The organism is Promicromonospora sp. NPDC050262 (genome assembly GCF_040655935.1).
Lineage (GTDB): Bacteria > Actinomycetota > Actinomycetes > Actinomycetales > Cellulomonadaceae > Promicromonospora.
In genome coordinates, this window is the sequence record NZ_JBFAKX010000023.1 from 17,780 (window position 1) to 42,100 (window position 24,321).

Consider the following 24,321-nt stretch of genomic DNA (forward strand, 5'->3'; position numbering starts at 1 on the left):
CCAGATCGACCAGGATCGTGGTGGACACACGTTTCATTTCGGCGCACTATCGGTCTCCATGAGCAGCGACCAACGACCGCCGAGACGGCCGGCCATGCTGGACCCCCGGGACGCCGACGCGCTACCCGGCGAGACGGACCCTGCCCTGCGTGACGAGATCGCCCACGCGACGGCCAGGGCCCTCGTGGACCGCGCCCGCACCACCGAGGACCCTGCCGTGGTGGAGCGGCTCATCCACCTCGTCGAGAACGAGGGCCTGGACACCGTCGCGGGCCTGTGGGCCGACGCCGCCCCCGTCTCCCTGCCGGGCGCGCTCTGGCGCCTGTACGTGCTGCGCGAGTGGGTGCGGCGGGACATGCCTACCGTCATGCTCAGGTATCGACTCGGTGTGGACGCCGCCCCGGTCCAGGAGGCCGTCGCGGGCGTGCCGAGCCCGCCGGAACCCGGTGACCTGCAGATACTCGCCGACGCCGTGCTGTCCGGCGTGTTCACCGGAGACCTCGCCGTCGCGCTCGAACGGGCGGGCGCGTTCTGCCGGATCCTCTCGACCGGCGCGGCCTTCGACGCGGACTCCCGCGAGGTCGCCGACCCCACCGGCGCCACCCGGATGACCCGGGGCGCCAGCTCGCTGCTGCGCACCGCGGAAGAGCTGGAAAGAGCCGGTGACCTGTGGAGAACCGGCTCCCTGGAGTAGGCCCGCACGCTGTCAAGCCCTCCGCGCGGGCGCGCCCTGTGACGTCCGACCCCCTTGGCAGATCCGCGTACGGGACTACGATGGTCCATGCGACGCCGGGCTGCGGTAGCCCCGGGCTCCACCTCAAGCCGCTACGAGCGGCCCCGCGCCGAGAGGCGCTCCCGGTTCGGCGTCGCCCAACTCTTCCCCCACATCCCGGCCTCCCGCGCCCTCCGTGGCGCCCCGGCACCGGCGCTGTGCCGTGTGTCACGAGTTGCCAAAGCATGACCTTGCAAATTGGCGATAGTCGGCAACAGCCCTACGCTGAGCAGGTTCCAGAGCCCTCAGAACGGGAGCCCTCGTGCGCCTTACTCCGCGCGACACCACGTACTTCGACCTTCTCGCCGCCCTGGCCCAGCATCTTGTCCGGGGCTCGTCCCTGTTGGCGGAGCTGCTCGGTGCGGACAGGGCGGGCCGCGAAAAGCTGGCCGACGAGATGCACGACGTCGAGCACCTCGCCGACGACGCCACGCACTCGATCATGCGGCGTCTCAACCAGACCTTCGTGACGCCGTTCGACCGTGAGGACATCTCCAGCCTGGCCTCGGCCCTGGACGACTGCATGGACGAGATGGACGAGGCCGCCGACCTCATCGTCCTCTACAAGGTCGAGGGCCTGCCGGACCGCGTCTCCGACCAGGTCCAGGTGCTGCAGCGGTGCGCGGAGCTGACGGCCGAGGCGATGCCGCGCCTGCGCTCGATGGACAAGCTCGCCGACTACTGGGTCGAGGTGAACCGCCTGGAGAACCAGGCGGACAAGCTGCACCGCAAGCTCATCGCCCAGCTCTTCGACGACCTGGCGGGCGACCCCGTCCAGCTCATGAAGCTGAAGGAGATCGTGGAGGTTCTCGAGAACGCCGCGGACAGCTTCGAGAAGGTGGCGAACATGGTCGAGACCATCGCTCTCAAGGAGTCCTGAGTTGGAGGTCGCCCTCGTCGTCCTCGTGGTCGCGCTCGCCCTGAGCTTCGACTACACGAACGGCTTCCACGACGCCGCGAACGCGATCGCCACGTCGGTCTCGACCCGGGCGCTGACGCCGCGCGTCGCCCTCCTCATGGCGGCGACCATGAACTTCGCGGGCGCCCTGCTGGGCACCGAGGTCGCGGAGACCATCGCCACCTCGATCGTCGACCTCACGGGGGCGAGCACGCACGCGGAGCTCGCCGTGGTGCTGTGCGCCCTGCTCGGCGCGATCACCTGGAACCTCATCACCTGGTGGTTCGGGCTGCCGTCGTCGTCCACGCACGCCCTCATCGGCGGGCTGGTCGGGGCCGGGCTCGCGGGCGGCATGAGCGTCTACTGGTCCGCGATCGTGGACAAGGTCGTGCTCCCGATGGTCATCTCGCCCCTGGTGGGCTTCGGCCTGGCCTTCGCCGTGATGATCGCCGTGCTGTGGATCTTCCGCAACGCCGCGCCGGCCAAGACCCACCGGCGCTTCCGCATCGCGCAGACGGCCTCGGCCGCCGCGATGGCACTGGGCCACGGCCTGCAGGACGCGCAGAAGACCATGGGCGTCATCTACCTGGCGCTGCTCACCGTGGGCTGGGCCAACCCGGACAGCGGCATCCCCCTGTGGGTCAAGCTGTGCGCTGCAGCGGCCATCTCCGCGGGGACGTACTCGGGCGGCTGGCGCATCATGCGCACGCTCGGCCGCAAGATCATCGAGCTCGACCCGGCCCGGGGCTTCGTGGCCGAGTCGGTCTCGGCGCTCGTGCTGTACGTCAACGCGTTCGTGCTGCACGCCCCGGTCTCCACCACGCACACGATCACCTCCGCGATCATGGGCGTGGGCGCCACCCGCAGGCTCTCCGCCGTGCGCTGGGGCGTGGCCCAGAACATCGCCGTCGCCTGGGTCCTCACCATCCCCGCCGCCGCCCTCGTGGCCGCGCTGGCGACGTGGGCGCTCTGGCCGTTCCTGACCTGACCAGACCCCCGGGCGAGCTCTCCGCGCGCGACTGGCCCGGGGGGCGACTTAGCATCGCAGCATGAGCACTGGTCACACCGTCCCGAACGCCTCCGCGCAATCGGCCCACCGCAAGGCGACGGCACTCGCCTTCGCCGCAGCGGTGGGCGGCTTCCTGTTCGGCTTCGACAGCTCCGTGATCAACGGCGCCGTGAACGCCATCGAGGGCCAGTTCTCGCTCGACCCCACGATCACCGGGCTCGTGGTGGCCGTCGCGCTGCTCGGCTGCGCGCTCGGCGCCTGGGCCGGCGGACGCCTCGCCGACCGCTGGGGCCGCACCAACGTCATGGTGCTCGGCGCGGTCCTGTTCTTCGTGTCGTCGATCCTCTCCGCCATCGCGTTCTCCGCCTGGGACCTCGCCGTCTGGCGGTTCATGGCCGGCGTGGGCATCGGCATCGCGTCGGTGATCGCGCCCGCGTACATCGCGGAGATCGCACCCGCCGCGATGCGGGGCCGCCTCGGCTCGCTGCAGCAGCTCGCGATCACCGTCGGTATCTTCGCGGCCCTGCTCTCCGACCAGATCCTCGCCGAGTCGGCCGGCGGCGCCGCGAACGTCCTGTGGCTCGGCTGGGAGGCCTGGCGCTGGATGTTCCTCGTCGCCGTGGTCCCGGCCGCCGTCTACGGCATCCTCGCCCTGCGCATCCCCGAGTCGCCGCGGTACCTCGCCGCGAAGGGGCGCGACGACGAGGCGCGGGCCGTCCTGGCCAGCGTCCTCGGGCCCGACGAGGACGTCGACGACCGCCTCGCGCAGATCCACCGCAGCATCGTGATCGACGAGACCAACGCCGCCGAGGGCTCGCTCCGGGGCAGCGCGCTGGGCCTCAAGCCGATCGTCTGGGTGGGCATCCTCCTGTCGGTGTTCCAGCAGTTCGTCGGCATCAACGTGATCTTCTACTACTCGAGCACGCTGTGGCAGGCCGTCGGTTTCGACGAGAGCCAGGCGTTCCTGGTCTCCACCATCACCTCGATCACGAACGTCGCCGTCACGTTCATCGCCATCGCGCTCATCGACAAGGTGGGCCGCCGTCCCCTGCTGCTCATCGGCTCGGCCGGCATGACCGTCTCGCTCGGCCTGATGGCCCTCGCGTTCACGCAGGCGACCGGCTCGGGCGAGGACATCTCGCTGAGCGGCCCGTGGGGCGTCATCGCCCTGATCTGCGCCAACGCGTTCGTCGTCTTCTTCGGCGCCTCGTGGGGCCCGCTCGTGTGGGTGCTGCTCGGCGAGATGTTCCCCAACCGCATCCGCGCCGCCGCCCTCGGCGTCGCGGCGGCCATGCAGTGGATCGCCAACTTCGCCATCACCCTGACGTTCCCGCCGCTGCTGTCCGCGTTCGGCGCCAGCGTGCCGTACCTGATGTACGCGGCCTTCGCGGCGCTGAGCTTCTTCTTCGTGTTCAGCAAGGTGCCCGAGACCAAGGGCATGGAGCTCGAGGACATGGGCGACGAGTCGCGCGCCGGGGCCTGACCCCGGCACACCGCACCAGCCGCGCACCAGCCGCGGCCACGGCGCCGCTCCCCACCCGGGGAGCGGCGCCGTTTCCATGTGCGCGGGCGGTGGACGGGCCGTGTCGCGCAGGTCACACCGCCGCCGTCGACCCCCCGGCCCGGAGACCCTTGCATTCGGCAACCATCCGGATATAGTTGCTTTAAGCAATCAAACGCGAGGCACCCATGACTTCCCACAGCAGCCGGACGCCGTCCGGCACCGAAGCCCCCGCCGTCGCCCTGATCACCGCGCTCCAGAGCCTGTCCCGCGCCCAGCGGGAGGCGGCGGCACGTATCGCCCACGAGCTCGACTGGCCCAGGGCCGGCGTCGCCGTGCTGCACCTGCTCGCCAAGTGCGGCCCGGTCTCCCTGTCCGACATCGCCGCGCGCCAGCGCGTCGACCTGTCGGTCGCGAGCCGCCAGGTCAGCACCCTGGCCGACGCCGGATACGTCGTCCGGACCGTCGACGACGAGGACCGCCGGGTCCGCACCGTCGAGCTGACCGATGCGGGCCGGGCTCTCGCAGCCGAGGCCACGGAGCAGTACAAGAAGCTCATCGACCGGGCGTTCGCCGCCTGGTCGCCCGAGGACCTCGACCAGGCGACCCGCACGCTGGACCGCCTCGTCGACACCATCAGTGCGGACATCCCGGACCGAAAGACGCCCCAGAACCAGCAGGAGTGTGCATGACCAGCCCCAACACCACGACCACGGTGGCCGAGCCCGACCACCTCCAGGGCGAACCACCCGCCATGACGCACACCGAGGTTCTCCGGGCGCTGTCCGGGATCCTCCTCGGCATGTTCGTGTCGGTCCTCGCGATGTCCGTCGTCTCGTCGTCCCTGCCGAAGATCATCACCGACCTCGAGGGCGGCCAGTCGGCCTTCACCTGGGTCGTGACGGCGACCCTGCTGACCTCGACGATCTCGACCCCGATCTGGGGCAAGCTCGCCGACCTCACCAACCGCAAGACCCTGATCCAGATCGCACTGGTCATCTCGGTGCTGTCGGCGGCCGCCGCCGGCTTCTCGCAGGACGTCGGCCAGCTCATCACGTTCCGTGCCTTCCAGGGCATCGGCGCGGGCGGCCTGCAGTCCCTGGCCGCCGTGCTCATCGCGGACATCATCAGCCCGCGCCAGCGCGGCCGGTACATGGGCCTCATGGGCTCGATCATGGGTATCGGCATGGTCGGCGGCCCGATCCTCGGCGGCTTCCTCACCGACGCCATCAGCTGGCGCTGGAACTTCTTCGTGGGCCTGCCGTTCGCGATCGCCTCGATCATCGTGCTGCAGATGACGCTCAAGCTCCCCAAGCGCCCCCGTGGCTCGGCCCGGATCGACGTCATCGGCGCCACGCTCATCTCGGTCGGCATCGCCACCCTGCTGCTGTGGATCACCTTCGCGGGCAGCAAGTTCGACTGGATGTCGTGGCAGACCGTGGCGATGGTCGGCGGCTCCCTGGTGATCCTCGCGATCGCGGTGCTCGTGGAGCTGCGGGTCAAGAACCCGCTCATCCCCATGTACCTCTTCAAGAACCGCACGCTGGTGCTCGCCGTCATCGGATCGGTCGCCGTGGGCGTCGCGATGTTCGGCTCGTCGGTGTTCCTGAGCCAGTACATGCAGCTCTCGCGCGGCAAGACGCCCACCGAGTCCGGCCTCTACACGATCCCGATGGTGGTCGGCCTGTTCCTGTCGTCCACGATCAGCGGGCAGCTCATCTCCAAGACCGGCCGGTACAAGCCGTTCATGGTCGCCGGCGGCGTGCTCCTGACGGGCGGCCTGCTGCTCCTGTCGACGCTCGACTACCACACCTCGTTCGTGCTGGTGTCGATCTACCTGTTCGTGCTCGGCGCGGGCGTCGGCATGCTCATGCAGAACATGGTGCTGGCCACGCAGAACACGCTGCACATCAAGGACTCGGGCTCGGGCACGTCCACCGTGACGTTCTTCCGCTCGCTCGGCGGCGCCATCGGCGTCTCCGCGCTCGGCGCGATCCTGGGGCACAGCGTGAAGGAGAACCTGAAGGAGGGCGTCACCGCGATCGCACCCGAGCTCGCCAAGCAGGGGATCGACCCGTCGGCGCTGTCCTCCGGCGGCGGCACGCTGCCCGATCTCTCGACGCTCCCGGCCCTGCTGGTCGAGGTCGTCGAGAAGGCCTACGCGAACGGCATCGCGGACATCTTCCTCGCCGCCGTCCCGCTCGCCCTGATCGCGCTGCTCTGCGTCTCCCTCATCAAGGAGGTGCCGCTGGGTCACCGGTCGGGCATCGACCAGCTCAAGGACCTCGACCCCGTCGAGGCGTAGGGCGATCAAGTGGGGGATTTCGTACCCCTGGGCTGTGATCCGAGCGCTTGACCCGTCATCATGGGCGCATGCTCTCGAGTAACGGCAGGTCCAGCACGGACACGTCCGAAGACGGTGCCGCCACCGGCAGGGGGGCCGGCGGCGGCACCGTCGACGACACGGGGACCGGGCCGGGGCCGTACGAGAGCCTGGAACGCGAGATCCGGCTGCTGATCCGCCGGGCGCAGTCCAACGGGGCGTCCATCGCCCAGCGGGTGCACCCCGAGCTCGACGCCAGCGCGTACCCGCTCCTGGCGCACATCGCCGAGCGGCCCGGCACCCGGGGCTCGGACCTGGCGGCCTACTTCGGCGTCGGGCGGGCCACGGTCTCGCGGCAGCTCAGCCGCCTGGTCGAGCTCGGCCTCGTGGAACGCACCGTCGACCCCGACGACAGCCGCGGCCAGCGCATCACCCTGACCCCCGACGGCAGCGCCCGCTTCGAGCAGGCACGTACCAGCCGGGTCGCCATGCTGGAGGGCGCGCTCACGACCTGGGAGACCGACGACGTCGCCCAGCTCGCCCGGCTCCTCAACCGCTACTCGGCGGACATCGTGGCGTGGAAGGCGAGCGTGCGCTGACGCGCTCTCCGGCGTCAGCGCACTCCGGGATCAGCTCTCCTCGAACGTGAGGCTCACCGAGTTCATGCAGAACCGGTCGCCCGTCGGGGTCTGCGGCGCGTCGTCGAACACGTGCCCCAGGTGGGAGCCGCAGGTGGCGCAGCGCACCTCGGTGCGCACCATGCCCAGCGAACGGTCCTCGATCAGCTCGACGGAGTCGCCGGCGAGCGGGCTGTAGAACGACGGCCAGCCGCAGTGCGAGTCGAACTTGGTGTCCGAGCGGAACAGCTCGGCGTCACACGCGCGACACCGGTAGACGCCGGTGCGCTTCTCGTCCAGCAGCTCGCCCGTCCAGGCCCGCTCCGTGCCCGCCTGGCGCAGCACCGCGTACTCCTGGGACGAGAGCTGCTCGCGCCACTCCTGGTCGGACTTCGAAATCTTGTACGTCATCTCAACACCTCCGCACAGAGCAACTTCCCGCTCGCCGCCGGTGTTCCAGCGGTGACGAACACGTAAGGCCTCCCGACCGGTCGACCGGTCGGAAGGCCCCACGAGTCCTGCTGTGGCCGCGTCAGCTCGCGGCGGACGCGTTCGCGTTGCCCGCGCCGCGGCCACGGCCGCCCCGCCGACGACGGCGGGGGGCGGCGCCGTCCGGCCGCGGGAAGTGGTCGGCCGCGGTACGCCCGCCGCCCGACGCCGGACGCGCGGCCCCGCGCTGCCCTGCCGCCTGGCCGGCGCCGCCGGTGCCCTGACCGCGCGACTGGCCCTGCCGGCCGCCGCCCTGCGCACCGCCCTGGCCGGAGCCCTGACGCCCGCCCTGGGCACCGCCCTGACCCGAGCCGCCCTGACCGGAGCGCGAGCGCCCACCCTGCCGCCGCGGCTGGCCCTGGCGGGCCGGCTGCTGCTGCGGGGCCGGCGGCACGTACTCGACGTACGGCGCGACCTCGCCGACCAGGCGGGTCACGGTGGCGTCGCCGGGGGCGACGTCCTGCGGGCGGGCGGTGATCTTCGCCTTGCGGGTCAGGTCACGCACGTCCCCGCGCTCCTCGGGGAGCATGAGGGTCACGACGTCGCCGCCGGACCCGGCGCGCGCCGTGCGGCCGGAGCGGTGCAGGTACGCCTTGTGCTCGGCCGGCGGGTCCACGTGCACCACGAGCTCGACGTCGTCGACGTGGATACCGCGGGCGGCGATGTCGGTCGCGACCAGCACCTTCACCTCGCCGGACGAGAACGCGGCGAGGTTGCGCTCGCGCGCGCCCTGGCCGAGGTTGCCGTGCAGGTCGACGGCGGGCACGCCCGCGGCGGTGAGCTGCTTGGCGAGCTTCTTGGCCTGGTGCTTGGTACGCGTGAACAGGACCCGGCGGCCGGTGCCCTGCGCGAGCTGCTGCACCACGTTCTTCTTCGCGTCCTTGTCGGCCACGGCGAGGATGTGGTGTGTCATCTGCGGCGGCGGCGCCGCGGCGTCGTCCACGGAGTGCGTGACCGGCTGGTGCAGGTAGCGCTTGACCAGCACGTCCACGCCGTTGTCGAGCGTGGCCGAGAACAGCAGGCGCTGCGTGCGCGGGCCCGTCCTGTCGAGGATCCGCTTCACGCCGGGCAGGAAGCCGAGGTCGGCCATGTGGTCGGCCTCGTCGAGCACGGTGATCTCGACGTCGTCGAGCGTGAGGTGACGCTGGCCGAGCAGGTCCTCGAGGCGGCCGGGGCAGGCGATGACGATGTCGACGCCCGCGTTCAGCGCGGTGACCTGACGCGACTGCGCCACGCCGCCGAAGATCGTGGTGGTCTTCAGACCGAGGGCCTGCGCCAGGGGCGCGACCGACTCGTCGATCTGGTTGGCGAGCTCACGCGTCGGAGCCAGGACCAGCGCACGGGGCCGGCCGGCCACCCGGCGCGGCTGGCCCGACGCGGCGGACCGGGCGCCGGACGTCGCGAGACGCGTCACGACCGGCAGCGCGAACGCGAGGGTCTTGCCGGAGCCGGTGCGGCCGCGGCCGAGCACGTCGCGGCCGGCGAGGGAGTCCGGCAGGGACGCCGTCTGGATGGGGAACGGCGAGGTGATGCCGCGGTCCGTCAGGACCTGCACCACGGGTGCGGGCAGACCGAGGTCGGCAAAGGTAGTCAAAGGAGTTGGGCCTCTCGGGCTCGGTGGCGGCGCGTACCGCGCCGGTGGTCCGCCGTGCTCACACCGGCGGGCGGGTTGCTCACCCGGGCCGGGGCCACGACGTCGGGCGGCCGATGCCGCCCACGACCGAACATTCTCGCACGTTCGCCGGCTCGTGACTGCGGCGCACGTCACGTTCCGTGTGGTTCTATGTGGCGCATGAATTCCGCACCGACCAGCCCCGCCGGCCCGCTCGCCACCATCGGCGACGTGCTCGGCACCATCTGGACGAACGCGGTCACCCCGGTCGACCCGCCGGCCGACCTGATGGTCCTGGCCATGGCGGCGATCGCGCTGGTCGTCGTGATCTTCCGGCCCCTGTGGCACCTCGCACGGCACGTGATCACCATCGCGCACGAGGCGTCGCACGGGCTGGGCGCCCTGCTGACGGGCCGCAAGCTGGAGGGCATCCGGCTGCACTCCGACACCTCCGGCCTCACCGTGTCGCGCGGCAAGCCCCGCGGGCCGGGCATGGTCATCACGGCGTTCGCGGGCTACGTGGGCCCGGGCCTCATCGGCCTCGGGGCGGCCTGGCTGCTCAAGCTCGGCTACGCCGTGGGCCTGCTGTGGCTGCTGGTGGCGCTGCTCGCGCTGCTGCTCCTGCAGATCCGCAACTGGTTCGGCCTGTGGTCCATCCTCGTGAGCGGCACCGCGCTCGTGTTCGTCACCTGGTTCCTGGCGCCCGAGGTGCAGAGCGCCGTGGCCTACGCCGTGACCTGGTTCCTGCTGCTCGGCGCGGTACGCCCGGTGTTCGAGCTCCAGGTGCAGCGCTCCCGGGGGCAGGCCCGGACGTCCGACGCCGACATGCTCGCCCGCCTGACCGGCGTCGGCGGCCTCTTCTGGGTGATGCTGTTCCTGCTCGTCACCCTGGGCGCGCTGGTGCTCGGCGGTTCGTGGATCCTCGGCGTGGCACTCTGACCCGTCCCCCGCGCACCGACGCCGGCGGGCGTCGTCGCACGGCGAAGGCCCCCGGGAACCACCTGGCAGGTGGTTCCCGGGGGCCTTCGGCGTTCGGCGCCCAACTCGGGGCGCCGGAAGGTCACGCCGTGGGCGTGAGCACGAATCCCGGACCCTCGGCGCGCGGGTCGGCGTCCAGGGTCAGCGTGTCCAGGGCAGGTGCGGCCTGCGCCTCGACGAACACGTTGGTGGAACCCGAGGCGTCGACGACCTGGTCGTCGGGCTGCGGGGCCGGAACCAGCGCGAGCTCGAAGTTCCCCGGCTGGTCGGAGGCCTGCGCGATGCGCAGACCGCCCTCGACCGGCACTCCGGCCTGCTGAGCAAGGTCCTGGACGGCGGTACGAGCGTTGTCAGTCACGGTGAGCACGATGAGCTCCTCACATTGGTTCTCGTGGTCCTGACCACCGAACCAAGCCCTCCCTCTCACCGCAAGCGTGAGACGCATTTAACCCGATATCTCCCACTGGGTGGGACAGCGTGTGACAGCCGCCGACAGAAGACGTAGGGTGCCCCGCTCGGAGGGCCGCACCACCATCAGGGAGCTGACCGGTAGGCTTTCTACTCGCGCCGCCCGGTCGCCGGGCACGCGGGCCTCTAGCTCAACTGGCAGAGCAGCGGACTTTTAATCCGCGGGTTCCGGGTTCGATCCCCGGGGGGCCCACCTCTCTCACCTGCGCACTCACCGTCCCCAGGACTCCCGCCCTGCGGTCCGCCCAGCGGATACGTAGCATCGAGGCGGACGCATCATGCGCAACGTGGCCCGCATTCTCACCGCGCTGGCCGTCCTGCTGGCGGGCGTCGCACCGACACCGGCAGCAGCGGCCGCTCGGTGCTCGCTGCCCGACGGCGGCAGCGGCGTCCACGTCTGGATCAAGTCTCCGACCACGCGCGCGCCCGACGGCTCACCCGCCGGCCGGACCAGACCCGCGGGAACCCGGCTGTGCCGGACCGTCACCTCCGGCGCGCAGGTCGTCTACGTCGAGGGCGCCACCGGACTGATCCTGGCCACCCGGCGCGCACCCGTGACCGGCGGTCCCTCCGGCTCCGCCGGGCGCGCGCACGGGGACGCCGCCAGGCAGCTCGCCGCCAGGTACGGGGTCGCCCTCCAGCTCTCGGCGACGGACGAGGGCGGCAGGCGCGGCTATGTCACCGCGACCAGGGCGCTGCTCACCGGGAGCTACACCCCGGGCGGCACGCTGGCCCCCGGCAAGGGGCTGATCCGGCTCGGCAACGGAGCCGACGACATGTCCGTGGCCGGCAGCGGGAACAACTGGTTCCGCAGGTACCTGCTGAACCAAGCCCGCCACGAGATCGCGCACGCGGAGATCGAGCAGCGCTGCGGCACCACCAGGCCGCCCGTCGCCGGAGCTCCCGGCGCCGTCCGCGCCTCCACCGGGAAGCCCGTGCACGAGCACGTCACCGAGGCGTACGCCCACCTGTACCTGCGGGCGACCACGCGCAGCCCCGGCGGATACGGCTACTCGACGGTCTGGGACGCGCCGCGGGCGAGGGCGATCCACGCGGGCCGCTGCTCCTGAGGCCGCTCCCACCGACTGCGACCGACAACACCAGATGCCATCCCTGCGCAAGATGTTTCCGGTGATACGCCTCCGCCACGCGAAAACCTCGCCCACGCACCTCCACCGAACGCTCTTACGCCGCGCCTACCCTGACCTGTACCGTAGTCGCCCACCCGATCGCCGAGGGGCCCACATGGCACAGCTAGACCGTCGCACCTTTCTGGCAGGCGCCGCCGTCGTCGCATTCGACCCGGCCGACTCCCGGTGGCTGAGCAGCCTCCCGGAGAACTCCACCGCGATTCAGCTCCCCCACCTCGACGGCGAGCTCGTCACCGACGAGGACGCACTCACCGAGGCCGCCACCGACTACGGGCACCTGAAGAACCACCGCCCCCGGGCCGTGCTGCGCCCCGGTTCGGTCGACGACGTCGTGACCCTGGTCCGGTTCGCCAACGAGCACGGGCTCGTCGTCGCCGTGCGCGGCCAGGGCCACTCGACGTTCGGTCAGGCGCAGGCCGACTGCGGCGTCGTGATCGACTCGCGCACCCTGGCAGCGATCCACGAGATCACACCCGACCGGGCCGTCGTCGACGCCGGGGTCCAGTGGCTCGACCTGGTCCGCGCCACGCTCGCCGTCGGCGTCGCACCCCCGGTGAGCACGGACTACCTGGGCCTCTCGGTGGGCGGGACGCTCTGCGTCGGCGGGATCGGCGGCGCCTCGCAGCACTTCGGGATGCTCGTGGACAACACGGTCGAGCTCCAGGTGGTCACGGGCGAGGGCCGCCTGGTCACCTGCTCCGCGGAACAGGAGCCGGAGCTCTTCGAGGCCGTGCTCGGTGGGCTGGGCCAGTTCGCCGTCATCGTGCGCGCCACGGTGCGTCTGGAGACCGCGCCCGCGATGGCGCGCGTCTACACGCTGACCTACCCCCGGATCACCGACCTGACGGCGGCCCAGCGGACCGCCCTCGCCGACGGCCGCTTCGACTACCTGGAGGGCCAGCTCGTCCCTACGGACGACGACGGCTTCGCCTTCGTCCTGGAGGGCGGCGCCTGGTACACGACCGAGCCGCCCGACGACGCTGCCCTGCTGGCCGGCATCGAACCCCCCGGCGTCGACCTCGTGGACGTGCCGTACTTCGAGTGGCTGAACCGGCTCTACGAGACCGTGGAGCAGATCGAGGCGCTCCGGCTGCCGGGACCGTGGCTCAACGCGTTCCTCCCGGACGCCGCCACCGACGAGATCGTCACGGAGCTCCTGACCACCCTCACCCCGGCCGACGCCGGCGGGGCCCTGCTCTACCCGGCCCGGCGGTCGCTCATCACCCGGCCGCAGGTGAGGGTCCCGGACGGCGAGGTCTTCTTCCTGCTCGCGCTCCTGCGCGCGGTCAGCCCGCCGGACGACGCCGAGGCCGAGCGACTGATCGCCGACAACGACGCGCTGTACGCCCGCGTCCTCGCCGCCGGCGGCACCCAGTACCCGGTCAACGCCCTGCGCCTGACGCCGGCCGACTGGCGCACCCACTACGGCGACCGCTGGCCCACCGTGCTGCGCGCCAAGGACCGCTACGACCCCCGCGGCGTGCTCACGCCGGGGCAGGGCATCTTCGAGCCGGTCAGCAGAGCTTCTCGTACTCCTTGAGCCCCTCGACGGTCGAGGCGACGTCGAGCTCGGTCTGGTCCTCCGTGCCGTCGTCGAGCGCCTTCTGGAGCTGGAGGAACGGGACCCGCATCTTCTCGACCGGGCCCTGGAACTCCTCGGGCACGCGCTCCTCGAGCCGCCCGAGCTCCAGCGCCATGGCGTGCATCTGGTCCGCCGATGCGGCGTCGAGCCCGTCGCTCGCGCCAACGAGCGCGATGCCGATGCGCTCCTCGAGCGTCTTGTCGCCCTTGACGTACATGGCGGAGCAGGCCTCGTTCGCGTCCAGGGGTGCGTCCGGGTCGGAGCTCGTGGTCGCGCTCGGGCTGCCCGACGGCGTGGCGCTCGCCCCGCCGTCGGCCTCGGACCCGGCGCCGTCGGCCGAGCAGCCGGTCAGAAGAAGGAGCAGCGTCGCGGTGGCGACGACGAGCGGTGCGGGACGGACCATGGCGCACATGAAACCACCAGGTCCTGGGAATCCGCGCATCCGGCGGGTTTCGCCGGGGTGACCGACGCGGCGCCCCCGGGGCCGGGCGGTGAACGCTCCTGGAACTCTCCTCGAATTCGCCCGACGGCGCCGGACGGACCTCCGCCAGCGGCTACCGTGGCGAGCAGAGCCGCAGATCCGGAGGTCAGCATGGCCGCTCGTCCCGCAGTCATCGCCCACCGTGGGTACTCCGCGGTGGCCCCGCAGAACACCCTCGCCGCCATCGAGGCCGCCTGCCACGCGGGCGTCGACTACGTCGAGATCGATCTCCAGCCCACCGCCGACGGCGTGGGCGCGGTGATCCACGACGAGACGGTCGACGCCACCACGGACGGCACCGGCAAGGTCGCCGCCCTCACCGCGCGGGAGGTGCTCGCGCTCGACGCCGGAGGCTACTTCGCCCCCGCCTTCTCGGGGCAGCGCGTCCCCACGCTCGACGACGTGCTCGCCGTGCTCGCCCGCCACCCCCGCACGGACCTGCTGCTGGAGCTCAAGGGCGCCTGGAACGCGGAACAGGTCGTGCGGGTCGTGGCGATCATCGACGCCGCCGGGTTCGACCGCCGCGTCCTCGTGCAGAGCTTCTGGCCCGGCACGGTGGCCACGGTGCGCGACGTCGCGCCGCACCTGCCGGGCGGTCTGCTCGTCTCCTTCGACCCGCCCGGCCTGCTGCGCCTGTGCGAGCGGCTGAACGTCGTCGCCTGCAACCCCTCCGTCGCCACGATCGCGGGCAGCCCGCGACTGGTGCCCCGCCTGCACGCGGCGGGACTGCGGGTCATGTCCTGGACGGCGAACGACCCGGAGGCGTGGACCACGCTCGTGACCGCCGACTCCGGGATCGGCGTCGACGGCGTGATCACCGACCGGCCCGAGCGGCTCACGGGCTGGCTCGCGGGCCGGGCCGACCAGGCCGCCGCCGCGCTGCCCGTGCCGGGCCGCGGCGGGATCCGGCTGCGTCGCCGCGGGCACGCCCCGGCGCCGCGACTGTCCGTGGGCCACGCGTAACCCAGGGGATCAGGTGCGGTGCAGCCAGCCGTGGAGCCGGCGGGTCACCCACGGCAGCACCCAGTACGCCATGATCGGCGTCAGGATCAGCGTCGAGATCAGCACCTTGAGCACGAGGTGCACGTCGCCCCACCCGGGCACCAGATAGGTGAACAGGGCCGTGAACACCAGGTTCACGGGGAAGAACCCGAGCCAGATGCTCGTGGCCTGCTTCCACCGCGGCGGCACGACGACAGCGGCGACGTCGGCCGGCTCGTCCACCCGTGTCGGGTCCTCGAACCAGCCCTCGATCCCCGTCCGCTGCTGGTAGCGCAGCTCCTCGACGAGCCCGGTGCCCTGCGCGAGCCAGTCCCGGCGCTCGGCGGACTGCTCCCAGGCGGCGAGCCGCTCGGCGTCGGCGAAGCGGTAGAGCATGTGCCAGTCGCGGGATCCCTCCGCGGCGCGGATCCAGCCTGATCCGAGGAACCCGTCCCAACGGTTGGCGAGGTTGACACCCGACTGCACCCAGCGGGTGACCTCCGGGACGTGGTCGGGGTGGACGATGCGGTGGATGGACACGGTCACGGGTTGTCCGGCGGGGGTGGGCACGGATCCGTTCGCGGCCTGATCGTGATGGGCCATGCCCGAAGTCTGATACACGGCCTCGAACGCCTCAATGTGAGCGCGCACACCCCGGGTTGTCCAGCCTTCACGGCTGGGTCACCGTCTCTGCTCGATTTTTGTGAGGCATGCCTCCCCCAAGGGGGTTACATGACTCTCGGACAGTCGTTCAACATTAAACGTCGTCGCGAGGAACGCATCCCCTGGGCCTTCGGGCCGTCGTTCTCCGCGGCGATCGCCATGGCCTGCGCGACCCCCTTGCGCGCCGTGGCCTGTCAGCAGCTTGAGCATTCTTCGCCGTCCCCCCGAGGGAAACTCCCCTCACGGTGTCGTCCGTGCCCAGCCGCAGAACGGAAGCCAGCGTGCCCCAGACGCCGAACCCCGTCGCGCACCGCACCATGTGCCTTGCCCTTGCCCCCGAGCACCGGGAGCGCCCTTGAGGCCCGGAGACCACGCCCTCGTCCTCCGTCGTACGCGACGGCCGGGCGCCCAGGGTGCCCACGCCGCCGTCCCCGCGGCGGGACACAGCGCGCTATCCGGCCGGATGCTGCGCCGCTCGTCCTTCGCGGTCGCGGCAGCGCTCACCACGGTCGCACTGAGCACCACCGCGGCGGTCAGCTTCACCGGGAGCGACGACGCCGCGAACAGCTCGACGACGGCCGCAGAGCCGGCCGTGCAGCCCGCGGCGGTCGCCATCACCAGCGCCGTCGTGACCGATCCCGACGTCCGGTCCGCCTCCGAGAAGGCGGACGCCGTCCTGACGGACGCCGACTACGTGACCCGCGAGGGCGACCTCACCGTCAAGGACCGCAAGAAGCTCCAGGCGGCCACCAAGGAGCTGCGGACCATGCTGGACCGGGCCCGCGACGCCGCCGTCACCGCCACCGGGCTGCGACAGAACACCGCCGCCTCCCGGAGCACCGAGCGCGCGTCGCTCGCCGAGCGTGCGGCCGACGTGTCGGCCGCCGCCGGGAGCGGGACCGCCGACGGCGACGCTCGGGGCACCGCGGCGGACGCCACCGATCCGACGAACCTGGCCGTCGCGGCCGCGGGCGTCACCCCGCTCGGCGGGCAGCAGGCCGAGAGCCTTCCGATCCTCGACACCCCGCTCGCGGACGCGGTCGTGAGCACCGCGGCGGCGAAGGAGTCGGAGCAGGCGGAGAACTCCGCCGACGCCGAGGACGCCAAGGCCACCGCGGAGAGCGCGGCGGCGGCAGCGCCGTCGGCCGACCGGATCGAGAAGGTGACGACGTCGCTCCAGCGGCTCATCACCAAGACCGACGGCGACGCCGTCGTGTCGGTCAAGCCGGGCCCCACGCCCGAGGAGATCGCCGCCGCGAAGAAGGCCGCCGAGGAGCGGCGCGAGGCCCGCGCCGAGCGCAAGGCCGAGCGCAAGGCCGAGGCAGCCCGTGAGAAGGCTGCGGCGCGCGCCAAGGAGATGGCCAAGGCCGCGAAGAGCTACGGCAACGGGCAGATCCCGTCGAGCGTGCTCTGCGGGCTGAGCTTCGCCTCGGGCGAGCAGCTGCGGTGCGACGCCGCGGTGGCTCTCGAGGACCTCAACCGCGCGTTCCGCGGCACGTTCGGCCGGAACCTGGACCTGACGGACGGCTACCGCTCCTACGGGGAGCAGGTGGCGGTCGCCGCCTCCCGGGGCGCCCTGGCCGCCGTGCCCGGCACGTCGAACCACGGCCTGGGCCAGGCCGTGGACCTGTCCGGCGGCATCGAGTCGTTCGGCAGCGCCGAGCACGCCTGGATGGTCGCCAACGCCGGGAAGTACGGCTGGAAGCACCCGGGCTGGGCGCAGGCCGGCGGCAGCAAGCCGGAGGCCTGGCACTGGGAGTACGGCACGAAGTACTGAGCCGCACGCCCGTGCCCGGTCCCGTACCGGGAAGCCCGACCACGAACCCCGGGTCGCGAAGCCTCGCTTCGCGACCCGGGGTTCGTCGGTTCCGGGTTCGTCGGCTCCCGGTGCGTCCGCGTCCGCCCGGGCTCAGTCCCAGCCGAGCTCGTGCAGGCGGTCGTCGTCGATGCCGAAGTGGTGGGCGATCTCGTGAACCACGGTCACCGCCACCTCCTCGACCACGTCCTCGCGCGTCTCGCAGATCGCGAGGGTCGGGTTCCGGAAGATGGTGATGCGGTCCGGCAGCGCCCCCGCGGCCCACATGTGGTCGCGCTCCGTGAGCGGCACACCCTCGTAGAGCCCCAGCAGCTCGGGATCCTCCGCGGGCGCGTCGTCCTCGACGAGCACCACCACGTTGTCCATCTGCGCCGCGAGGTCGGGCGGCACGAGGTCCAGCCCCTCGCTGACGGCCGTCTCGAAGTCCTCCCGCGTCATCTCCACCACGCACCCATCATCCCCGACGCGCGACACGTCCCGGACGCGACTCCCGACGTGCGGCGGGGCAGCCGAGCGCCTGTAGACTTGCCCGGTCTTGGCCCCCATCGTCTAGCGGCCTAGGACCCCGCCCTTTCACGGCGGTAGCACGGGTTCGAATCCCGTTGGGGGTACGGAGCGGCTCGCAAGAGCCGGTTTCGACTGCTGTGAGGCAGGTCATCTCCACCGAGCAAGGATCTGATTTCAGGTTCTGGCCCGCGGTGGGTTAGGGTACTCACGGCTCGAAACAAGCCCCCCGATCGCGGGTAGCGATCATGGCCCTGTAGCGCAGTTGGTTAGCGCGCCGCCCTGTCACGGCGGAGGTCGCGGGTTCAAGTCCCGTCAGGGTCGCGCGAGAGGCGCCCGGATTGTCGGTCTCGACTGTCCGGGCGTTCGCGCTAAGGCTCTGTAGCTCAGTTGGTAGAGCGTTCGACTGAAAATCGAAAGGTCACCGGATCGACGCCGGTCGGAGCCACAGCGAAAACCCCCGGAACCATTGCGGTCCGGGGGTTCTTCATTTCCTCCGAGCGATCAGCCGGGACGACCGGTCAGCCAATCGGTCGGCGAACTCGGCCACCCTGGCGAGCGCGACCGGGTACGGGTGTCCGTGGCGGCCCCGACTCTGGTTGGTCCGGCGGACTGGTAGTTTCCCGCCCATGGCTTCGCACACTCTCGACATTCCCGGCACTGCCGGACACGTCGAACTCGTTCCCGACATGTGGTGGGGACGTAGCTACCTGACCGTCGACGGCAACAAGGCGCCGAGCGCCGGCAAACGTGCCTTCACGCTGCAGGGCACGGACGGCCGCCCCGTGGTCGCGACCCTTGGCCGCACCGCCCTGTTCGCGGCGGTGCCGCCCGTCGAGGTGAACGGCGAGAGGTACCTCGCGGTCGATCCGCCTCCCGTCGTCGTGCGGGTCATCGGCATGCTGCCGATCCTCCTCGTCACGTTCGGTGGGCTCCTGGGCGCTCTGGTCGCGGTGATCGCGATCATCGTCAACTTCAGGGTCGCAGGGAGCCGCCTCCCGACGGGTGCGAAGGCTGGAGTCATGATCGCCGTGACCGCCGCCGCCTACGTGATCTGGCTGCTGAGCGCGGGCATCATCGCGGCGAGTCTCTGATCGCCCTGGGACCATCTCGACGGGCCGCACTTCTTCGGGAGTGCGGCCCACCGGCGTTTCCGGGGACTCGGGCACGGGTTCCCGGTAACCGCCTCTTCCCATCGCGCCACAAACATCGCTCGCCGGCGCCCCGAGATAATTCCTTCCAGCAATTGCGCATTGGCGAGTGATCCCCTTCATGCCTTTTACTGGAAGCCACGCCGCGCCAGGAATTGCCCCATGAGCTCTTGGCCTGTTGAGTTGTCTTCAGCGGCGCAGGCCGAAACCGGCGGCACGGGAGGGCAGATGATCGACGACGTGAAGATCGACGGCCAGGCAGGAACGGCAGGCAGCGGCCCGGAGAGCACGCCAGGACCCGAGAAGCCGGTCTCGCTGGGCAAGCTGGTCGAGCAGGTCTCCGAGCAGGCCTCACGCCTCGTCCGTGCCGAGATCCAGCTGGCCAAGGCAGAGCTCACCGAGAAGGCCAAGAAGTCCGGCATCGGCATCGGGCTGCTCGTCGTGGCGCTCCTGATCCTTGCCTACGCCGTTGGCGTGCTGCTCCTGGCGGCCGTGTACGGCCTGGGCACGGTCTGGCCGCTCTGGCTGTCGGCACTCGTCATCGGCGGCTTCATGGTGCTCGTCGTGATCATCCTTGCGCTCGTGGGTGCCCAGCTGCTGAAGAAGGCCACCAACCCACCCGAGAGCGTCCAGCGCGTCAAGGACGACATCACGTCGATCAAGGAGGGGATGCAGCGATGAGCACTCCGACACCGCCGCCCACGCCCAGCAGCCGCGAGCTCGAGGCCGAGGTGCTCCGCACCCGCGCGGACCTCGCCGCGTCCATCGACGAGCTGACCACCCGCCTCAGCCCGGGGTACCAGGCGTCACGGATCGCGCAAGAGGCCAAGCAGGCCGCGAGTGACGCCGGGGCCATGGCGGCCGGGGCGTTCGGGCACAAGAACAGCGAGCACAACAACGGCCCGGCGCAAGATCCGCGCCGGGCCCGCAACGCCAAGGTTGTGATCGGTGCCGCGATCGGGCTCGTGGCCATCGGCACCGCTGTGGTCGTGACCGCTGTGCTCAGGCGCGCGCGGGGCTGAGCTGGGGGGCAGCACCCGGCGCGCCTTCGTCCTACCTGCCGACCAATCCGTCAACGACGCCCGACTAGTTGTCGGTGTCGCCCGAGCTGTCCGCTGCCGCACCGAGCAGCGCCCGAACCTCGGACTCCTTGTAGCGGCGGTGACCGCCAAGTGTCCGGATCGACGAGAGCTTTCCCGCTTTTGCCCAACGCGTTACTGTCTTGGGGTCAACACGGAACAAGCTCGCTACCTCGGCAGGCGTGAGCAGGACCTCGGATTCTCCGTGGATGGACATCCCCGCACCTCCTCCGGAACGGTGCCGGCCTGGCCGTACCAGGCGGTTGACGACACCCGCTCTTGCACCATTGTTAGCAGCAAACGGGATTTAGGCGACTTGGGGACGGGGTTTATTCCCTCACTTTCTCCCCCACTCGCCACGCGCGCCCGTTTCGGGCGAGTCTCGGACACGTGCGACACGCCGACGCCGACATTTCGCCGCTCCTCGGGGCGGCACGCGGACCGCCCCGAGGGCACGTTCGAACGACGCCCCGACGCCCGCCAGGACTCGGCAAAGCGCCGGACCGGACCCTTGGGGCACCCGGCCCGGATCGCCCGGGAGAGGCCGGCCCGGGGGTACACCCGGCGCACCATCGGCCTCGATATCCCCATGACATGGTCAAGAGATAGCAGGTGGACGAGTTCGGGCGAGTCGGCAAGGGGCCGGAACGACTCCAATGTCACATCGGCGGATGGGACGAATCACGTCCACGGACTGGAAGAAACGCCGTACCAGCATGTAACGTTGGAACCTGGACAGACGAAACGCTACGGGGCCGCACGTCCATGCACGGTGCCGCCCCGCTCCTACGTTGAGGGGGGTCGGAGCCATGGGCCGCGGCCGTCAGAAGGCTAAGCAGACCAAGGTTGCTCGCGAGCTGAAGTACTACAGCCCGGACACCAATTATCACGCCCTCGAGCAGGAGCTCAGCGGAGACTCCCGCACGGATGTCGCGACACAGTCGCGGTGGGAATCCTCGGAGGACGAGGAGTACGACAACAGGTACTCCGACTGGGCAGACCAGGACGGCAACACGCGCTGAGGGTGCCGGCGCGTTTGCGCCGGCCCCAGGCCCGGCCCTCGGTCAGGTCCGCCCACCGCCTCAGCGGTAGTCGTTCACCAGCCTGACCGCGCCGCCGGACACACCCTTCGTCCCCGCGACCAGGTCTTCCTGTGCCGCCGAGGCGTCAAGGGTCGCCACGCTGCCCAGCGTCCATGCCGGCACGCCCAGCGCGGCCAGCCGCGCCAGTGCCGCGTCCGCGCCGTCGGCGCCCACCACGGCCACCATGCCGACACCCAGGTTCAGGGTGTTCTCCAGGTCGCGCCGCGGCACGTCGCCGAGGCTGCGCACCATCTGGAACACCGCGGGAACGTCCCAGGACGCGCGGTCGACCGTCGCCACGAGCCCCGCGGGGAGCACCCGCGCCAGGTTCGCCGCGAGGCCGCCGCCCGTCACGTGCGTGAACGCGTGCACCTGCGCCGCCTCGTCGGCGGCCAGCGCCAGGCAGTCCGAGGCGTAGACGCGCGTGGGCTCCAGCAGCTCCTCACCCAGGGCGCGCCCCAGGTCGTCCACGTGCCGGTCCAGCGCCCAGCCCGCGTGCTTGATCACGGCGCGCACCAGGGAGTACCCGTTGGAGTGCAGGCCGCTGGAGGCCAGCGCGATCAGCACGTCGCCGGGCTGCACCCGGTCCGGGCCCAGCACCTTGTCGGCCTCCACGATGCCCGTGGCTGCGCCGGCGACGTCGTACTCGTCCGGGTCCAGGAGGCCCGGGTGCTCGGCCGTCTCGCCGCCCACCAGGGCCGTGTCGGCCACCTCGCACGCCTGCGCGATGCCGCGCACGATGTCGGCGATGCGCTCCGGCACCACCTTGCCCGTGGCGATGTAGTCGGTCATGAAGAGCGGCTTGGCACCCATCACGACGATGTCGTCCACGACCATGCCCACCAGGTCGAACCCGATGGTGTCGTGCTTGTCCATGGCCTGCGCGATCGCGACCTTGGTGCCGACGCCGTCGGTGGACGTCGCCAGCAGCGGCGCACGGTACCCCTTGAAGGCCGACAGGTCGTAGAGGCCGGCGAAGCCGCCCACCCCGCCGAGCACGGCCGGGCCCTGCGTGCGCCGCACGGCGTCCTTCATGAGCTCGACGGCCTTGTCGCCCGCCTCGGTGTCCACGCCTGCGGCGGCGTACGTCAGGCCTTCGGAAGTCACGGGTGCTCCTGCGTCGTTCGGGTGGTGTACGTGGGTCACGGGTGGTCGAGCGCGGTCGAGCCGCCGGTGCTCACGGTGAGCTGCTTGAGCCCGTCCTCGGGCTGGCCGAGCGGCAGCTCCGCCTGCTCCAGGAGGTGCTTGCCCAGCTGGTCGTCCGGGGGCAGCTCGATCGGGTACTTGCCCGTGAAGCAGGCGGCGCAGAGCTGCGAGCTGGGCTGCTCGGTCGCGGCGATCATGCCCTCGGTGGTGATGTAGCCGAGGCTGTCGGCGCCGAGCGACTGGCCGATCTCCTCGACCGCCAGACCGTTCGCGATGAGCTCCGCGCGCGACGCGAAGTCGATGCCGTAGAAGCAGGGCCACTTGACCGGCGGCGACGAGATGCGCACGTGCACCTCGGCCGCGCCCGCCTCCCGCAGCATGCGGATCAGGGCGCGCTGGGTGTTGCCGCGCACGATCGAGTCGTCCACCACCACCAGGCGCTTGCCCTTGATGACCTCGCGCAGCGGGTTGAGCTTCAGGCGGATGCCGAGCTGCCGCAGCGTGTCGGACGGCTGGATGAACGTGCGGCCGACGTAGGCGTTCTTGGTGAGGCCCTGGCCGAACGGGATGCCGGACTCCGCGGCGTAGCCGACGGCGGCCGGCGTGCCGGACTCCGGCGTCGGGATCACGAGGTCGGCGTCGACCGGGTGCTCACGCGCCAGGGTGCGGCCCATCTCGACGCGCGCGGCGTGCACCGAGCGCCCGTTGATCGTGTTGTCCGGGCGGGCCAGGTACACGTACTCGAAGACGCATGCGGCACGCTCGGCCTGGGCGAAGCGCACGGAGCGCATGCCGTCGGCGTCGATGCAGATGAGCTCGCCCGGCTCGACGTCGCGCACGTAGGAGGCGCCCACGATGTCGAGGGCCGGGGTCTCGCTGGCCACCACCCAGCCGCGGTCGAGGCGGCCGAGCACGAGCGGGCGCACGCCCTGCGGGTCGCGCGCCGCGTACAGGGTGTTCTCGTCCATGAAGACCAGGGAGAAGGCCCCGCGGAGCCGCGGCAGCACCTCGAGGGCCGTGGCCTCGAGCGTGTGGTCGGCGTCGCCCGCGAAGAGCGCGGTGATCAGGGCCGTGTCCGTGGTGTTGCCGCGGGCGAGCTCGCCGCGGCGCTGCGCGCCGTAGCGCTCGGCCACGAGGTTGACGAGCTCGGCCGAGTTGGTCAGGTTGCCGTTGTGGCCGAGTGCCACCGTGCCCGACGCCGTCGCGCCGAGTGTCGGCTGGGCGTTCTCCCAGGTCACGCCACCGGTGGTGGAGTACCGGCAGTGCCCGACGGCGATGTGGCCGGTCAGTGCGTTCAGGGCTGTCTCGTCGAAGACCTGGGAGACGAGTCCCATGTCCTTGTAGACGAGGATCTGCTCACCGTTGCTGGTGGCGATGCCCGCGGACTCCTGTCCGCGGTGCTGCAGGGCGTACAGACCGAAGTACGCGAGCTTGGCGACCTCCTCACCGGGTGCCCAGACCCCGAAGACGCCGCATGCGTCCTGGGGGCCCTTCTCGCCGGGCATGAGGTCGTGGTTGAGTCGGCCATCTCCGCGCAGAGGCATGATCCGAGTATCCCATGCGGCCGGATGTCCGTGACCGGCCTCGCATGTGACCTCCGCGTCAGCGGCCGCGCAGGCTCCGGCGGTCCGCGATCACCGCGAACAGGCCGGCCAGCAGGGTGGTCACCATCGTGACGAACGCGGTCAGCACCGTGACGTAGACGCCGGGCTTCATCAGCCCGGAGCCCGAGGGCGAGCTGACCAGGTAGAACGACAGGAGCAGACCGAGCACGACGCCGACCAGCGCGCCGGTCAGGAAGAAGGCCTTGTACCGCGGGGCACGACGCACGGTCGCCGGGTCGACGACGTCGCGCACCTCCACGTCGTCGGCGGAGTCGCTGGCTGCCTGGGTCTCACTCACGCAACCCAGGGTACGCGTCCCGGACCCGCCGGCCGCCATGGCCACAAGGGAAAAGGCCGCCGGCCGGGTGTACCGAGACCTGGGTCTCGGCACACCCGGCCGGCGGCGGGCACGCT

Annotated in this window: 26 protein-coding genes and 4 tRNA genes; 20 read left to right on the forward strand and 10 right to left on the reverse strand. The window is 71.3% G+C overall.

Translation table 11 applies throughout. The features are described 5' to 3' along the window. Positions 1-94: 94 nt before the first annotated feature. From AB0I29_RS24455 to AB0I29_RS24485, 7 genes are all read left to right on the forward strand, one after another. Positions 95-694: a hypothetical protein gene (locus AB0I29_RS24455; RefSeq protein ID WP_285107551.1), complete on the forward strand. Its 600-nt coding sequence runs from the start codon at positions 95-97 to the stop codon at positions 692-694. Positions 695-1,034: 340 nt separating this feature from the next. Next, positions 1,035-1,652: a DUF47 family protein gene (locus tag AB0I29_RS24460; RefSeq protein WP_285107549.1), complete on the forward strand. Its 618-nt coding sequence runs from the start codon at positions 1,035-1,037 to the stop codon at positions 1,650-1,652. A gap of 1 nt (position 1,653) precedes the next feature. Next, positions 1,654-2,658, forward strand: a complete 1,005-nt coding sequence (locus tag AB0I29_RS24465; RefSeq protein WP_357486569.1) for an inorganic phosphate transporter — start codon at positions 1,654-1,656, stop codon at positions 2,656-2,658. Between the two features lie 61 nt (positions 2,659-2,719). Then, on the forward strand, positions 2,720-4,162 hold the full coding sequence (locus tag AB0I29_RS24470; protein ID WP_285107546.1) for a sugar porter family MFS transporter: 1,443 nt from the start codon (positions 2,720-2,722) through the stop codon (positions 4,160-4,162). 206 nt (positions 4,163-4,368) lie between these two features. Beyond that, positions 4,369-4,872 (forward strand): MarR family transcriptional regulator, encoded by a 504-nt coding sequence (locus AB0I29_RS24475; protein WP_285107544.1) that lies wholly within the window; start codon positions 4,369-4,371, stop codon positions 4,870-4,872. After that, entirely contained in the window at positions 4,869-6,485 is a 1,617-nt protein-coding gene (locus AB0I29_RS24480) for an MDR family MFS transporter (RefSeq protein WP_357486572.1), read from the forward strand. The genes AB0I29_RS24475 and AB0I29_RS24480 overlap by 4 nt, the downstream gene beginning before the upstream one ends. 68 nt (positions 6,486-6,553) lie before the next feature. After that, positions 6,554-7,102 (forward strand): MarR family winged helix-turn-helix transcriptional regulator, encoded by a 549-nt coding sequence (locus tag AB0I29_RS24485; protein ID WP_285107540.1) that lies wholly within the window; start codon positions 6,554-6,556, stop codon positions 7,100-7,102. Between the two features lie 30 nt (positions 7,103-7,132). Here the strand turns inward: AB0I29_RS24485 and msrB are convergent, their stop codons facing one another. Continuing rightward, the gene (gene msrB, locus AB0I29_RS24490) at positions 7,133-7,531 is read right to left on the reverse strand and encodes a peptide-methionine (R)-S-oxide reductase MsrB (protein WP_108495362.1); all 399 of its coding nucleotides are present in this window, start codon (positions 7,529-7,531) and stop codon (positions 7,133-7,135) included. 121 nt (positions 7,532-7,652) lie between these two features. Beyond that, positions 7,653-9,203, reverse strand: a complete 1,551-nt coding sequence (locus AB0I29_RS24495; protein ID WP_357486575.1) for a DEAD/DEAH box helicase — start codon at positions 9,201-9,203, stop codon at positions 7,653-7,655. 198 nt (positions 9,204-9,401) lie between these two features. Here AB0I29_RS24495 and AB0I29_RS24500 point away from each other — a divergent pair, with 198 nt between their 5' ends. After that, the gene (locus AB0I29_RS24500) at positions 9,402-10,160 is read left to right on the forward strand and encodes a M50 family metallopeptidase (RefSeq protein ID WP_350224620.1); all 759 of its coding nucleotides are present in this window, start codon (positions 9,402-9,404) and stop codon (positions 10,158-10,160) included. Positions 10,161-10,281: 121 nt separating this feature from the next. Here AB0I29_RS24500 and AB0I29_RS24505 read toward each other — a convergent pair whose 3' ends face one another. After that, entirely contained in the window at positions 10,282-10,566 is a 285-nt protein-coding gene (locus AB0I29_RS24505; protein ID WP_285108667.1) for an iron-sulfur cluster biosynthesis family protein, read from the reverse strand. A 221-nt stretch (positions 10,567-10,787) separates the two neighbouring features. Between AB0I29_RS24505 and AB0I29_RS24510 the strand changes: the two genes are divergently transcribed. From AB0I29_RS24510 to AB0I29_RS24520, 3 genes are all read left to right on the forward strand, one after another. Next, positions 10,788-10,860, forward strand: a tRNA-Lys gene (locus AB0I29_RS24510). Between the two features lie 94 nt (positions 10,861-10,954). Then, positions 10,955-11,737: a hypothetical protein gene (locus AB0I29_RS24515; RefSeq protein ID WP_357486576.1), complete on the forward strand. Its 783-nt coding sequence runs from the start codon at positions 10,955-10,957 to the stop codon at positions 11,735-11,737. A 175-nt stretch (positions 11,738-11,912) separates the two neighbouring features. Then, positions 11,913-13,358, forward strand: a complete 1,446-nt coding sequence (locus AB0I29_RS24520) for an FAD-binding protein (RefSeq protein ID WP_357486578.1) — start codon at positions 11,913-11,915, stop codon at positions 13,356-13,358. Here AB0I29_RS24520 and AB0I29_RS24525 read toward each other — a convergent pair. Beyond that, positions 13,333-13,803, reverse strand: a complete 471-nt coding sequence (locus tag AB0I29_RS24525; protein ID WP_357486580.1) for a hypothetical protein — start codon at positions 13,801-13,803, stop codon at positions 13,333-13,335. The two genes, AB0I29_RS24520 and AB0I29_RS24525, sit on opposite strands and share 26 nt — an antisense overlap. A gap of 189 nt (positions 13,804-13,992) precedes the next feature. On the opposite strand from AB0I29_RS24525, the gene AB0I29_RS24530 reads away from it, so the two are divergent. After that, entirely contained in the window at positions 13,993-14,844 is an 852-nt protein-coding gene (locus AB0I29_RS24530) for a glycerophosphodiester phosphodiesterase (RefSeq protein ID WP_357486582.1), read from the forward strand. A 9-nt stretch (positions 14,845-14,853) separates the two neighbouring features. On the opposite strand, the gene AB0I29_RS24535 is transcribed toward AB0I29_RS24530, so the two are convergent. Continuing rightward, the gene (locus AB0I29_RS24535) at positions 14,854-15,465 is read right to left on the reverse strand and encodes an antibiotic biosynthesis monooxygenase (RefSeq protein ID WP_357486584.1); all 612 of its coding nucleotides are present in this window, start codon (positions 15,463-15,465) and stop codon (positions 14,854-14,856) included. A 415-nt stretch (positions 15,466-15,880) separates the two neighbouring features. On the opposite strand from AB0I29_RS24535, the gene AB0I29_RS24540 reads away from it, so the two are divergent. Continuing rightward, the gene (locus AB0I29_RS24540; protein WP_357486586.1) at positions 15,881-17,302 is read left to right on the forward strand and encodes a M15 family metallopeptidase; all 1,422 of its coding nucleotides are present in this window, start codon (positions 15,881-15,883) and stop codon (positions 17,300-17,302) included. Between the two features lie 132 nt (positions 17,303-17,434). Here the strand turns inward: AB0I29_RS24540 and AB0I29_RS24545 are convergent, their stop codons facing one another. Further along, positions 17,435-17,779, reverse strand: coding sequence for a metallopeptidase family protein (locus AB0I29_RS24545; RefSeq protein ID WP_285108696.1), 345 nt, complete (start codon positions 17,777-17,779; stop codon positions 17,435-17,437). Positions 17,780-17,879: 100 nt separating this feature from the next. Between AB0I29_RS24545 and AB0I29_RS24550 the strand changes: the two genes are divergently transcribed. The 6 genes from AB0I29_RS24550 to AB0I29_RS24575 all read left to right on the forward strand — a co-directional run bounded on the left by AB0I29_RS24550 (position 17,880) and on the right by AB0I29_RS24575 (position 20,018). Next, a tRNA-Glu gene (locus tag AB0I29_RS24550) sits at positions 17,880-17,952 on the forward strand. Between the two features lie 143 nt (positions 17,953-18,095). Then, positions 18,096-18,169, forward strand: a tRNA-Asp gene (locus AB0I29_RS24555). Between the two features lie 51 nt (positions 18,170-18,220). Then, positions 18,221-18,293 (forward strand) — tRNA-Phe (locus AB0I29_RS24560). 181 nt (positions 18,294-18,474) lie between these two features. Next, positions 18,475-18,939, forward strand: a complete 465-nt coding sequence (locus AB0I29_RS24565; protein ID WP_357486588.1) for a hypothetical protein — start codon at positions 18,475-18,477, stop codon at positions 18,937-18,939. Between the two features lie 285 nt (positions 18,940-19,224). Then, positions 19,225-19,677 carry a phage holin family protein gene (locus AB0I29_RS24570; protein WP_285108680.1) on the forward strand — a complete coding sequence of 151 codons (453 nt, stop codon included), beginning with the start codon at positions 19,225-19,227 and terminating at the stop codon, positions 19,675-19,677. After that, the gene (locus AB0I29_RS24575; RefSeq protein ID WP_357486590.1) at positions 19,674-20,018 is read left to right on the forward strand and encodes a DUF3618 domain-containing protein; all 345 of its coding nucleotides are present in this window, start codon (positions 19,674-19,676) and stop codon (positions 20,016-20,018) included. The genes AB0I29_RS24570 and AB0I29_RS24575 overlap by 4 nt, the downstream gene beginning before the upstream one ends. 64 nt (positions 20,019-20,082) lie before the next feature. Here the strand turns inward: AB0I29_RS24575 and AB0I29_RS24580 are convergent, their stop codons facing one another. After that, positions 20,083-20,292: a BldC family transcriptional regulator gene (locus tag AB0I29_RS24580; RefSeq protein WP_026365760.1), complete on the reverse strand. Its 210-nt coding sequence runs from the start codon at positions 20,290-20,292 to the stop codon at positions 20,083-20,085. 592 nt (positions 20,293-20,884) lie between these two features. Between AB0I29_RS24580 and AB0I29_RS24585 the strand changes: the two genes are divergently transcribed. Further along, complete coding sequence (locus AB0I29_RS24585; protein ID WP_182620269.1) at positions 20,885-21,097, forward strand: DUF3073 domain-containing protein; 213 nt, start codon at positions 20,885-20,887, stop codon at positions 21,095-21,097. A gap of 60 nt (positions 21,098-21,157) precedes the next feature. Here the strand turns inward: AB0I29_RS24585 and purM are convergent, their stop codons facing one another. The 3 genes from purM to AB0I29_RS24600 are packed head-to-tail and all read right to left on the reverse strand — an operon-like array spanning position 21,158 to position 24,205. Continuing rightward, positions 21,158-22,264, reverse strand: a complete 1,107-nt coding sequence (gene purM, locus AB0I29_RS24590) for a phosphoribosylformylglycinamidine cyclo-ligase (RefSeq protein WP_285108683.1) — start codon at positions 22,262-22,264, stop codon at positions 21,158-21,160. A gap of 35 nt (positions 22,265-22,299) precedes the next feature. After that, positions 22,300-23,847 carry an amidophosphoribosyltransferase gene (gene purF / locus AB0I29_RS24595; protein WP_285108684.1) on the reverse strand — a complete coding sequence of 516 codons (1,548 nt, stop codon included), beginning with the start codon at positions 23,845-23,847 and terminating at the stop codon, positions 22,300-22,302. 58 nt (positions 23,848-23,905) lie between these two features. Then, positions 23,906-24,205, reverse strand: a complete 300-nt coding sequence (locus AB0I29_RS24600; protein ID WP_285108686.1) for a hypothetical protein — start codon at positions 24,203-24,205, stop codon at positions 23,906-23,908. Positions 24,206-24,321 lie beyond the last annotated feature (116 nt).